Genomic DNA, 12,000 nt, shown 5'->3' with positions numbered 1-12,000 from the left:
CGCCAACCCGCTTTGGCACCGTGACCGTAACCATCGAGCCGCGGCCCGGAGACCAGGCAAAAGTGACCTGGGACGCCGACTGGCATGGTGAGGCCCCGGAGGTGGAAGTTCGCCTTCCCGGGTGACCTCATCTGTACCGGTTGCTCTGTCGAGCGCCTGTATCTGTTTTGTTTGTCTGCTAACTTCTAGAGTATTGTCAAAGCAGATACTGGAGACCAGAACCTGACCATGCCCCCCATTTTCTATACCTTCTTTGTCCCGGCACTGTTCGTCTGGCTGTGGAGCACAGGGTTTATCGGTGGCAAGTTCGGACTGCCTTACGCTGAACCGTTCACCATGCTGCTGATCCGGATGCTGTTGACCCTGATCCCGCTCGGCATCCTGGCCCTGGCACTGAAAGCCCGCTGGCCAGGTTGGCGCGGTGCCGGGCACCTGGCGGTCACGGGGGTACTGGTGCACGGCTTTTATCTGGGTGGCGTTTTCTACGCCATCGATCAGGGCATGTCGGCCGGGGTTGTTTCTCTCCTTGTCGGGCTGCAGCCCCTGGTCACCGCGCTGGCGGCGGTGGTCTTCCTGAAGGAATCGGTCAGCGTGCGGCAGTGGATCGGTCTCGCCCTGGGCCTTGTTGGTGTAGCGCTGGTGCTGACCGAAAAACTGGGCGCACCGGCGGCGGAAGTCGGTATTCCGCCCCAGACATTGATCTGGGCCCTGCTGGCGCTGCTGGGTATCTCCCTTGGCACGGTCTATCAGAAGCGCCACGGTACCAGTGTGGATCTGATTTCCGGCACGATGATCCAGTACGCGGCGGCAGGTACCCTGTTCGCGATCGGGGCGTTCACCCTGGAAACCCGCGAGGTGCAGTGGACATTGGAATTCAAGCTGGCCCTGGGCTGGCTGGTGTTCGGCTTGTCAGTCAGTGCGATCCTGATCCTTATGTGGCTGATCCGGCGGGGCGCCGCATCCCAGGTGGCCAGCCTGTTTTACCTGGTGCCGCCGGTAACCGCGCTGGAGGCTTACCTCCTGTTTGGTGAGAGGCTCGGGCCGCTGGCGATAGCCGGAGGACTTGTGGCCATTACCGGAGTGGCCCTCGTTACCGTGAAGGCTCCGGGTAGAACCTGAGGTTCAGTCAGGTGCTGATCCCTCGAAGTGATTGCTCCGTAGATACGTTTTGTCACTGACTTTCCGGGCTGAAAGCGCGATGATAAAGGCCCAAGTGGCATAAACTACCAGACTGACTGGCGGAAGCCTCCAGTCGCACCCCTATCGCACTATCCAACGAGAATCGCCGAGAAGGATAAAAGAATGCGTGTCATGACTGCACCCACCATGGGCTCCCTGTTCCGGTCCGCCAGGTCTGCGCTGTTGACCCTGGTGCTGGCCGGCACAGCCTCATCAGCACTGGCGGCCGAGCGTCTGTATATCTTCACCGAGAACTATCCTCCCTATAATGCCTCCAAATCCGGTGAGGGCTTCGCCCACAACGAAGACGAAATTACCGGTATCTGCACTGACATGGTCAAAGCCATGATGGCGCGGGTGGATTATGACTATGTCATGAAAATGCGGGTCTGGAGCTACGCCTACAACTGGGTTCAGGGCCGCGAGAACCATGGACTGTTCTGCACTGCCCGTACTGATGAGCGGGAAGATCAGTTCCAGTGGGTGGGCCCGCTCGCCTCCATCAAGTGGACCCTGTTCGCGGCACCGGATTCCGATATCGCCCTTTCCAGTCTGGACGACGCCAAAGATTTGCGCATTGCCGGCTACAAGGGCGACGTAATGTCGGACTATCTGGTGAGTAAGGGCTTCAATGTGGTCATGAGCCAGTCCGGGGATGTGAATGCCCGGCGTCTGGTGCTCGGCCAGGCGGATCTGTGGGTGACCGATGGTCTGGTTGGCCCGCTGGTGGCGAAGGAAGAGCATGACATCGAAGGGCTCAAACCGGTATTGGTTTTCCGGGAAACGCCCATGTATCTGGCGGTGAGCAAGGAGACCTTGCCGGCGGTAGTCGAAGATCTCCAGAACGCACTTGATGCTGCTCGCAGTGCGGGAGAGATTGATTCGATCGTTGCCAGTTACCAATGAGTTGAAACGGCGGGCCCGGTCCTCGATGGCCGGGTCCTTATGAATGGGCGGCCAGCCGCGGTGTCACATAGCTGAATCGCCGCCGATACTGCTCCATCGTGCATCCCACGGTACGCTTGAATAACCTCCGGAAGGAGCTGGCGTCCTCATACCCCACGTCCCAGATAATCCGGGTAGTTTGCCTCTGTGTCGACTCCAGCTGATGTTTCGCGGCTTCCACCCGTAGCTGCTGGACATAGTGCAGTGGCGTTTCACCAGTGGCTTCCTTGAACCGCCGTTTGAACGTTCGGTTGCCCAGCCCGGCCTTTGCCGCCAGTTCGTCTATGGTCAAGGGTTCTGCATAATGCACTTCCAGCCAGCGCTGGATCTGCTCAATCACCTCGTCCTGGTGTGCCTTGCTGCTGTAAAAGCTCATGTAGGGGGTCTGCTCTGCACGACGGGCATCAATGATCAGTAGCTTGCTGCAGGCCAGAGCCAGTGAGGGCGAGCCCAGCTTTTCCACTAGATAGAGGCAAAGATCGATGAAGGACGTTGCACCACCGGCGCATATTATCTGGCCGTTGTCGATCAGCAGCTGATCCGCTTCCAGCCGGATCTCCGGATACCGGCGGCGGAATGCGGGCGCGGCGCGCCAGTGCGTTGTCGCTACCTGTTCCGTCAAAAGACCTGCTTCAGCCAGAACAAAGCTGCCGGTGCATACGCTGGCAACGGTCGCACCGCGCCGATATGCATCCTGGAGCCACCCATGTAAGGGAGTTGATCGGGCCAGCGACTGATCGATGCGACGATCACTGAGAACCGCCTCCATTGCCGATCCGACGATCACCAGGTCAGGCTGATACCTGTCACAGGTTGTTGTCGGGGCAATGCTTACCCCGCTGTAGGTTATGACCGGGGAACCGTCGACCGTCACAATCTGGCAATCGAATCGCTGGCCTGATGTGTTGTCCGGAGACTGATCACAGAAATTCGCGGCCGCGAAAAAATCCATAATCCCGAGAATGCCACTTCCGTGACAGTAGGGCAGGGCAACGACAGCAACTTTGATCATGGTTTGGCCCTTTTCGCATTTAGAGTGTCAAATATGACACTCCGATCTCGCCGAGGCAAGTCGTACTCTGGACTTGTGATGAAGGAGGGCGTCCTGTCCTCCGGGTAAGGAGGACTTGCCATGACCATTCAGTCTCGTATCAGTACCCGAAATGCAATCCGTGTTACCGGCCGTGCAGTATCACCTGCCAACGGCAAAATTGCCCTGTTGGGAAAGGGCATGAATTGGTTGCACCGGGTTTCACCAGCGCTCGCCGGGAAAGCAGTGGAGCATCTGTTCTTTACCCCCAGTCGCTTACCTGCACCGAGTCGTTATGAGTTTTTATATGAGGAGGCCGAAGGCTATACCCAGCTTCGCGTCGGGCATCAGACCATTCCGGTGTACAGCTGGGGATTCGGGCCGACGGTCCTGATGGTACACGGCTGGTCCGGAGCGGGAATCCAGTTCGGCGCGTTCGTGGGACCTCTGGTCAAAGCCGGCTATCGCGTTGTCACCTTCGACGCGCCCGGCCACGGGCGGGCGCAGGGGCTTCGTTCTGACCTGTTTGAAATGTCCGAGGCGGTCTATCGTGTTGCCCAGAGCTTCGGCCCTAGCAAGGCTGTCGTCGCCCACTCCATCGGAAGTCTCGCCCTGGCGCGAGCCATGGTGGATGGCGTTCAGGCCGAGCATATTTTTCTACTGGCGCCACCGAGGGGCCTTGATTCGGTGGTTGAGGGTTTCGGCCGGACGCTGGCCCTTTCGCCGGAACTGATCGCCGTACAACGTAGGCGTATGGAACAACGGTTTGGTGAATCTGTCTGGGAGCAATTCTCGTTCGATACGCTGGCACCGGAGCTGCCCGGCCATGCGCTCATTTTTGTGGATCGGGACGATCAGCAGATACCGGTCAGCCAGAGCGAAAAGGTCTTTGGCAAGTGGCCGAATGCGCAGATATTCCGCACCCAGGGACTCGGCCATTATCGGCTGCTTTGGCATCCACAGGTGGTAGAGCGGGTTTATGACCGGTTATCCGGGGTTGAGTGATGTTCAGAACCACAGCCCGATTTCCGGATCGGGCTGTTTTCGTTCCGGAACAAAGCCGAGGGACTCAAGGGTTTCGACCAGCCTCTCCGTATCCTCCACGTTCAGAAAATCGCCGAGGGATACACGGTGATTGCGGTGGCTGAGGAATAGCTTGGCCGGTGCGAAGGGGTGCACGGGCTCGTTCAGCTGTAGGCGGGTGTAGGGACGCGGCAGGCTCCACTGGGCGTTTTTTTGTTTCCGGCCTTTTTCCAGGACGATATTGTCGCCCTCCATGGTCAGGACTTCCTTGCGCTGGCAGTTCCGGGAAGTCACATAGATACCGGCAGCGACGGCAATAAGTTCCAGACCGGCAAACGGCAGAATGACCCAAGCGCCTGCGAGCGCCCAGCCGATTCCGATGATCGCCGAGAGCACAGCCAATCCGATCCAGATCCGAACATTGCCCTTCCAGCTCAAAGATCGGTTGGGGGTCAGTAACAGTCGGGTGCCGCCGGGATGATCCAGTTTTTCAACCATGCCTGATGCCTTGCCATTCCACTTTGGAAATTACGCTGGCTGTTCACTTATTGATCATAGTCAAGAATGGTCAGGATGGAGAAATTTGCATGGTCTTGATGGGGGCTGGGCGGGCTGCCTGATAGACTCAAACTGGTACATTTGAATAACAACCGAGGGAGATAACGGCATGAACGTCATGGTGCTGGGGGCGACCGGGTTGACCGGCCATCTGGTGGTGCAGCAGTTGCTGGCCCGGGAAGTTATCAGCAAAGTGGTGGTGCCGGTGCGCAAACCGATGTCACTGGAACATCCGAAGCTGGACCAGCATGTGGTGGACTTTGATGATCTCACCGCCCATGCCGATATCTTTGCCGTGGATGCCCTGATCTGCTGCCTCGGAACCACCATCAAGAAAGCCGGTTCCCAGGACAATTTCCGGAAAGTGGATTTCAGTTATGCCCTGGCTGCGGCGAAACTGGCTCGGGAACAGGGCGCGACGTCCTTGATTCTGATGTCCGCCATCGGCGCCTCTTCTTCATCCACCATCTTCTATAACCGGGTGAAGGGTGAGCTGGAGGATGCTGTCCGGGATCTGGATTTTCCTTACCTCTCGATCTACCACCCAAGCCTGCTGCTGGGCGATCGCCAGGAACACCGGGGTGGCGAGGAGCTGGGCCAGATGGCCATGCCACTGGTGAACCGGGTGCTGATCGGGCCTCTCGATAAATACCGTGCGATCAAGGCGGAGACCGTGGCTGAAGCCATGGTGAATGAAGTGTGCGGTGTATCGTCGGAGGAGCCGGCCGAGCGCGTGGTTCAGATCCGGGAATACCCGGATATTGTTGCCCTGGCCGGTTGACCGGCTTATTTTCCGTTGAGGATTCCCACCACCAGGCGGCCGGCCAGGCCAATCAGGACCGCCCCGAAAATCCGCTCAAACCAGACCGCCCGTTGCCGGAGTGCATCCAGCCACCGGGGGGTGGAAAACAGCCAGGCCACGATCAGGTACCAGCTGGTGTCGATGATCAGCGCCGTCGCAGCATAGCCGAATTTCGCCAGCAAGCTGGTGTCGGTGCCGACCACCTGGCTGAACAGGGCCAGGAAGAAGACGGCGATTTTGGGATTGAAGAAGGCAATCAGGAAGCCGTCCCGGGCGGCGCTTTTGGTGGTCGGAGCATCCGGCAGCTCCTCGTCTTCCTGCCGCTTCGCCATCAGACCTTTGACCCCGAGCCAGGCAAGGTAACCCGCACCGCCCCATTGCAGGATCGAGAAGGCGGTGGGGGAGGCAGTAATGATGGCGGCCAGCCCGAGAATACTGAGGAATGCATAGATCCCCACGCCGACCCCGTGGGACAGGGCGGTAATGACACCGTTCCGCCGGCCGCCGGTCAGAGTCTGTTTGAGAACCAGTGCCAGTGAGGGGCCGGGGGACATGGCGCCCAGGATGCAGATGGTGACAACAGTGAGCCAGGTGGCAAGGGTCATTGCGGATCAGTCCTTTGCAAGTAAAACGGACTGCCAATTCTAGCAGCCCGTTCCCATCAAAAAACCTGGAAACGGCAATCAATTCAGCTGCTAATCGCCGCTCAGAATCCAGCGCGCAGCCTTCTCGGCAATCATCAGGGTTGGCGAGTTGGTGTTGCCGCTGGTGATGGTGGGCATCACCCCGGCATCGACCACCCGCAGGCCCGCCACGCCTCTTACCTTCAGGTGAGGGTCCACTACCGCCAGGTCGTCATCAGCCCGGCCCATGCGGGTGGTGCCCACCGGATGGAAAATGGTGGTGCCGATATCCCCGGCCAGTTTGGCCAGTTCGTCGTCACTCTGGTACTGCAGCCCCGGCTTGAACTCCTCGGGCTGGTATTGCGCGAAGGCCGGTTGCTCGGCGATACGACGGGTCACGCGCAGGGAGTCCGCGGCGACCCTGCGGTCCTCCGGTGTGCTGAGATAGTTCGGGGCGATGGCTGGGGCCTGTTTCGGGTCGTTGCTGCGAATGCGCACAGTACCCCGACTGGTCGGATTCAGATTACAGACACTGGCGGTGATAGCCGGGAAGTTGTGCAGCGGCTGGCCGAAGGCATCCAGGCTCAGGGGCTGGACGTGATACTCGATATTGGCGTGCTCGTACTCGTCAGAGCTTCGGGTAAACAGGCAAAGCTGGGACGGCGCCATGCTCATGGGGCCGGAGCGAGTGAGCAGATACTCAAGGCCAATGCGGGCCTTTCCGATCAGGGAGTTGGCCATGGTGTTCAGTGTCGTGGCGCCCTTGACCTTGTAGACGGACCGTATCTGCAGATGGTCCTGCAGGTTCTCGCCCACACCGGGCAGGTCGGCGACCACATCAATACCGTGTTGTTTCAGAAGATCGGCAGGGCCGATGCCAGACAGTTGCAGCAGTTGCGGTGAACCGATGGCCCCGGCGGAGAGGATGGCTTCCCGCTCGGCCCTGGCAACCACTTCACCTGTCTCGGGCCGGTCGACACGAACTCCCGTGCAGCGGGGCCCGGAGCCACCGGATTCCATTTGCAGACCCAGCACATGGGTGGAGTGCCAGAGGGTAAGGTTGGGGCGCTTCTCGGCTTCCCGGAGGAAGCCCTTGGCGGTATTCCAGCGCCAGCCCGAGCGCTGGTTGACCTCGAAGTAGTCCACACCCTCATTGTCACCCCGGTTGAAGTCCCGGGTGCGGGGAATGCCCGCCTCGACGCAGGCGGTGGCAAAGTCCTCTAGTACCTGCCATTTCAGGCGCTGGTGCTCGACCCGCCATTCACCACCGTGGCCGTGGAACTTGTGGTGTTCCGGATCAGCATCGCCGCCCTCGTCCAGGCGATAGTGGTCCTCGTGGCGCATGAAGTCGGGCAGGCAGTTGTCCCAGCGCCAGGCGTGCTCGCCGGTGATCTCGGCCCACTGGTTGTAGTCCCTGGCCTGGCCACGGATGTAGAGCATACCGTTGATGCTGGAACACCCGCCCAGGGTTTTGCCCCGGGGATAGATCAGCGAGCGGCCGTTCAGGCCGGGATCCGGTTCGGTACGGAAACGCCAGTCGGTACGGGGGTTATCGATGCAGTAGAGGTAGCCGACCGGGATGTGGATCCAGTGGTAATTGTCCCGGCCGCCGGCCTCGATCAGCAACACCCGGTTATTCGGGTCGGCACTCAGGCGGTTGGCCAGCAGGCAGCCGGCGGTGCCGGCGCCCACGATGATGTAGTCGAATGGCCCGGAAGACGAGCGGGTTCTGTCGTTCATGATGTCTGACCGGTTTGTTTTTATTGTGTTGAGATAGCTCTTTGTATCGCAAATCCCTGCCGGATACATCCTGAATTGGACGAATGGATTAGCCGAGGGTGGCATCCAGAAACATCATGACAACGAAGCCCGCCAGCAGGCAGAAGGTGGACATGATTTTCCACTGCCGGTGATGGGTTTCCGGAATGATTTCGTTGCTGATGATGAACAGCATGGCGCCTGCGGCAAACCCCAGGGTCCAGGGCATGAGTGGCTCGGCCAGCCACACCAGGGTGGCGCCGAACACGCCGCCGATTGGCTCGGCCAGCCCGGTCAGGAGGGCAATGGTGAAGGCCTTCAGGCGGGAATAGTCGATAGCCAGCAGGGAAAAGGCGACAGCCAGCCCCTCCGGTATGTTCTGCAGTCCTATGCCCATGGCCAGAACATACCCGTTTCGGACATCGCCGCCGGCAAACCCGACGCCGACCGCCATGCCCTCGGGAAAGTTGTGCAGGGTAATGGCGATGATAAACAACCAGATGCCGCGGATATAGGAAGCGTCCGAGCCTTCGCGGCCAAGCTCGAAGTGCTGGTGCGGGAGCTTCTGGTGGACATAGAGCAGGGCGGCGGCACCGGACAGGATGCCGACGATCACGATGAGCGCAGCGCTCCAGGTGTGGCCGGTGATTTCCTCGCCATAGTCCAGCCCCGGGAGCAGGAGCGAGAAGAAGGACGCTGCCAGCATGACGCCGGCCGCTGCTGCCAGCATGCCGTCCTGGAGCTTGTGGGTGATCGTGCGCACCAGAAAGATCGCCAGGGCGCCAACACCCGTGGCCAGGCCTGCTAACAGGCTGGAAATGCTTCCCAACCAGATAATACTGGGATCAGCGGACATGCGCGCTCCTGTTGCCTTGTGGTTTCAGCATAGCATTCGGGCCGATTGGCGATTGGTCGTATGGTGCAATACTGTGGATCCGGGTGATAAATCCGGAACAATGAATAAAAGGGGAGTGACATGAAACTGCCAGAGCCGTTCCAGTACCAGCAGATCCACACGGGCGATATAACCATTAACGTCGCCCATGGCGGCTCAGGTCGCCCCCTGTTGCTGTTGCATGGCTACCCCCAGACCCACCTGATGTGGCACAAGGTGGCGCCGGCGCTCGCCCGGGACTTTCACGTGATCTGTCCTGACCTCAGGGGGTACGGCGACAGCAGCAAACCGGATTCGGACCCGGAGCACCGGGCTTACAGCAAGCGGCAGATGGCGGCGGACATGGTGGCATTGATGGAGTCTCTGGGCTATCGGGAGTTCTCGGTGGCGGGCCACGACCGGGGTGCCCGGGTGGCCCACCGCCTTTGTCTGGACTATCCGGAGGCGGTGGAGCGCGCCTGCGTGATGGACATCGCGCCCACTCTGCACATGTTCGAGCATACCGACCAGGCGTTCGCTACCGGCTATTACCATTGGTTCTTCCTGATTCAGCCCGACGGGCTGCCCGAGCACATGATTGGCCTGGATCCAGGGTATTACCTGCGGGAGAAACTCGGGCGCTGGTCGGCACCGGGGGCGGAATTCGAGCGGGAAGCCGTGGCCGACTATGTCCGCTGTTTCTCCGCCCCCGAAGCCATCCATGCCAGTTGCGAGGATTACCGGGCCGCAGCCACCATTGATCTGGAACACGATCGGGCGGAACGGGACCGGGGGTACGGGGTGGAATGTCCCCTGTTGGTGCTGTGGGGCAGCAAGGGCTTTGTGAACCGGACCTACGATGTGCTGACCGTCTGGCAGGACTACGCCCACGAGGTCGGGGGCGAGGCACTGGATTGTGGCCACTTCCTGCCGGAAGAAGTGCCGGAGGCCGTGATCAAGCGATTACAGCGTTTCTTTAAAGCCCATTGATTGACCGGCCGGTTACCCGAAGACCCGTAGTTCAGTTCGTCTTGACCGTGGGGTAGACGGAGGGGGCCAGCGTTGGTTCGCAACCAATAGCCCCCCGCGCCTGTTTATGGGCATGCAGATACCAGCGTCTGCCTCCGGAGGTGAACGTAGATGGTGTTATTTCGAAGGTGGCGGTACTGACCGTCGCAGGAATCGGGGTTCCGTCAGCATGCCGGTAGACACAACTGGTTTCCAGGTTGAAAGCGGTGGCCACGGGTAAGGCAATGAAACCGTCTTCCGTGACAGGCGGTGTTTCGCCATCGACCGAGACTATCTTCAGGCAAGGGCCAAAGTGAACCTTGTCGAGGTCATCAATGTATTCGCTGAGGCAGTGCTGAGCACTCAGCAGGATTCGGTCGGATGGAATACTGCCCTCCGTGCCGGAGGGCAGTGACTGGCATCCGCTCAACAGGAGCAATGCCGAGAGAAAAGGCAGTATGCGTGGCATGATGATCTCCTTGCCTGTGCCTTTCCTCCCGGCCATCCCGGTAACCTTACTCGAAGGTCCGGGATTGCAGCACGTCGGGCTTCAGGAAAGGCTTGTCGCCGGTATTGTCGTGATCGCCCAGTAGTTTGCCGTTGACTACTGTTCCATAGTTTGTGTGCTTGTGGAAGTTCAGGAACTTTTCACGGGTCTCTTTCACGTCACCGGTATAACGCGGATCCTGCGGACGTTCCTGGGAGTTTATGTAGTTGGCAACCTGCCAGGCTTCATCATCGGTGAGGGATCCGGGCTGCCCCAGCGGCATGTTGTTCTTGATGAACGAAGCCGCGGTGAAAATCCGGGTCATGCCGGCACCCCAGTTATAGGAGTGGTCACCCCACAGTGGCGGGAACACGACCTCACCGTCCTTTTTCTGGCCCTGTCCGTTGTCGCCGTGGCACACCGCACAGTTCTCTGCGTATACCTGTTTGCCGCGTTCATAATCCAGCTCAGGCTTCTCGTTACCCAGGTGACCAAACCCGCGACCGCCGATGTTCTTCTCGTAAACGGGCGCGTCCTTGGCCAGCCACTGATGGTAGGCCTGCATGGCCAGCATGTCATCACTGCCATAGGCTGGTGGCTTGCCATTCATGGAGAAGGAAAAACAGCCGGCAATCCGTTCTTCCAGCGAGTTTACATGCTGGTTCTTGCCGCGGAAGTCAGGCAGCGTGGTGGCAGCTGGCCACACCGGTCCGGACCAGTTCTTGCGGCCTTCGCCCATGTGGCAGGACTTGCAATTCATGTCGTTGAACACGTATTCGCCGCGGAACTGCTGGGTATTCATGAACATGTCCCGGCCCTTGAGAATGACCTTTTTCAGTTCCGGGTGAATGCTGTCATCGTTCATCAGGTCCTCCACGGTCGGGGCACTGTGAACGTATTGACCTTCCTTGAATTCCGGCAGGTTGACCGGCACTTCAGGCTGCGCCAGGGCGGCCGGGCTTGCAACCAGCAGGCCGGCGAGCAGGGAAATTGTATGCTTCATTTTCATGGCTCTGCCTCCGGTTATTTGGTGGTTGCACTCTGGCTGCCCAGGTAGGCGGCCACGGCGTCGATCTGTTCCTCGGTCAGTCGCTCCGCAACCGCCGTCATCAGCTGGTTGGGATCGTTATTGCGCTGGTTGTTCTTCCAGGCATTGAGTTGTGACCGGATATAGTTCGGGTGCTGTCCGGCGATGGCCGGGAAAATTTCGCCGACACCGCGGTTGCCGGGTCCGTGGCAGGAAGAGCACGGCGGAATGTAGTTGTCCCAGTCTCCCTGGTTGGCGAGCTTTTCACCGAGGGCGAGGACTTCGTCACTGACATTAGCCGGTGTGGTGGCTTCCGGAACCGGCATGGCCGCATAGTACGCGGCCAGATCCCGGATCTGCTGTTCATCAAAGTTGTCGATGTTCGGTTGCATCACCGGGCTGACTCGATCACCGCTGTTGTAGTCCAGCATCTGCTGGGCCATGTAGGCAGCATCGAGCCCGGCCAGGCGGGGGAAACCGCCGGCATTGTTGCCGGAACCGTCGGCGCCGTGGCAGGCCAGGCATGGGGCGCCGCTGCCGTCACCTTGCGCGGCCAGCTGGGCGCCCCGTTCGGGATCGCCCTCGGCGGCATGGGCGCCAGAGGCCAGGGCGGTCATGGCTCCCGTCAGAATCAGGTGGGAGAGGATTTTCATTGTTTGCCTCCGTTCATAAATAAAGCGCATTAG

13 protein-coding genes are annotated in these 12,000 nt (G+C 59.8%); 5 read left to right on the top strand and 8 right to left on the bottom strand.

The annotated features are described in order from the left end of the window. The first annotated feature begins 228 nt into the window (after positions 1–228). Positions 229–1,119 (top strand): DMT family transporter, encoded by an 891-nt coding sequence (locus ACESMW_RS11275; protein WP_372987134.1) that lies wholly within the window; start codon positions 229–231, stop codon positions 1,117–1,119. Positions 1,120–1,302: 183 nt separating this feature from the next. Next, positions 1,303–2,085, top strand: a complete 783-nt coding sequence (locus tag ACESMW_RS11270; protein WP_372987133.1) for a substrate-binding periplasmic protein — start codon at positions 1,303–1,305, stop codon at positions 2,083–2,085. Between the two features lie 37 nt (positions 2,086–2,122). Here ACESMW_RS11270 and ACESMW_RS11265 read toward each other — a convergent pair whose 3' ends face one another. After that, positions 2,123–3,136 (bottom strand): GlxA family transcriptional regulator, encoded by a 1,014-nt coding sequence (locus ACESMW_RS11265; RefSeq protein WP_372987132.1) that lies wholly within the window; start codon positions 3,134–3,136, stop codon positions 2,123–2,125. A gap of 120 nt (positions 3,137–3,256) precedes the next feature. On the opposite strand from ACESMW_RS11265, the gene ACESMW_RS11260 reads away from it, so the two are divergent. After that, positions 3,257–4,159, top strand: coding sequence for an alpha/beta hydrolase (locus ACESMW_RS11260; RefSeq protein WP_372987131.1), 903 nt, complete (start codon positions 3,257–3,259; stop codon positions 4,157–4,159). A 3-nt stretch (positions 4,160–4,162) separates the two neighbouring features. Here the strand turns inward: ACESMW_RS11260 and ACESMW_RS11255 are convergent, their stop codons facing one another. Further along, a complete protein-coding gene (locus tag ACESMW_RS11255; RefSeq protein WP_372987130.1) occupies positions 4,163–4,675 on the bottom strand; it encodes a DUF2244 domain-containing protein in 513 nt (170 codons plus the stop codon). Between the two features lie 169 nt (positions 4,676–4,844). On the opposite strand from ACESMW_RS11255, the gene ACESMW_RS11250 reads away from it, so the two are divergent. Continuing rightward, on the top strand, positions 4,845–5,516 hold the full coding sequence (locus tag ACESMW_RS11250; RefSeq protein WP_372987129.1) for an oxidoreductase: 672 nt from the start codon (positions 4,845–4,847) through the stop codon (positions 5,514–5,516). A 5-nt stretch (positions 5,517–5,521) separates the two neighbouring features. Here the strand turns inward: ACESMW_RS11250 and ACESMW_RS11245 are convergent, their stop codons facing one another. From ACESMW_RS11245 to ACESMW_RS11235, 3 genes are all read right to left on the bottom strand, one after another. Further along, positions 5,522–6,142 (bottom strand): LysE family translocator, encoded by a 621-nt coding sequence (locus ACESMW_RS11245; protein ID WP_372987128.1) that lies wholly within the window; start codon positions 6,140–6,142, stop codon positions 5,522–5,524. Between the two features lie 90 nt (positions 6,143–6,232). Then, entirely contained in the window at positions 6,233–7,900 is a 1,668-nt protein-coding gene (locus tag ACESMW_RS11240; RefSeq protein ID WP_372987127.1) for a GMC family oxidoreductase, read from the bottom strand. 88 nt (positions 7,901–7,988) lie between these two features. Continuing rightward, positions 7,989–8,774, bottom strand: a complete 786-nt coding sequence (locus ACESMW_RS11235) for a ZIP family metal transporter (RefSeq protein WP_372987126.1) — start codon at positions 8,772–8,774, stop codon at positions 7,989–7,991. A 120-nt stretch (positions 8,775–8,894) separates the two neighbouring features. Between ACESMW_RS11235 and ACESMW_RS11230 the strand changes: the two genes are divergently transcribed. Further along, the gene (locus tag ACESMW_RS11230; protein ID WP_372987125.1) at positions 8,895–9,782 is read left to right on the top strand and encodes an alpha/beta fold hydrolase; all 888 of its coding nucleotides are present in this window, start codon (positions 8,895–8,897) and stop codon (positions 9,780–9,782) included. A gap of 31 nt (positions 9,783–9,813) precedes the next feature. On the opposite strand, the gene ACESMW_RS11225 is transcribed toward ACESMW_RS11230, so the two are convergent. The 3 genes from ACESMW_RS11225 to ACESMW_RS11215 are packed head-to-tail and all read right to left on the bottom strand — an operon-like array spanning position 9,814 to position 11,967. After that, entirely contained in the window at positions 9,814–10,269 is a 456-nt protein-coding gene (locus ACESMW_RS11225; protein WP_372987124.1) for a hypothetical protein, read from the bottom strand. 46 nt (positions 10,270–10,315) lie between these two features. Beyond that, positions 10,316–11,296, bottom strand: a complete 981-nt coding sequence (locus ACESMW_RS11220) for a c-type cytochrome (RefSeq protein WP_372987123.1) — start codon at positions 11,294–11,296, stop codon at positions 10,316–10,318. Between the two features lie 14 nt (positions 11,297–11,310). Beyond that, the gene (locus ACESMW_RS11215) at positions 11,311–11,967 is read right to left on the bottom strand and encodes a c-type cytochrome (protein ID WP_372987122.1); all 657 of its coding nucleotides are present in this window, start codon (positions 11,965–11,967) and stop codon (positions 11,311–11,313) included. Positions 11,968–12,000: the final 33 nt, after the last annotated feature.

It is taken from the genome of Marinobacter sp., assembly GCF_041690455.1.
Taxonomy (GTDB): domain Bacteria; phylum Pseudomonadota; class Gammaproteobacteria; order Pseudomonadales; family Oleiphilaceae; genus Marinobacter.
Note: the sequence above shows the minus strand (reverse complement) of the source record. Positions and strands in the feature narration are given on the sequence as shown.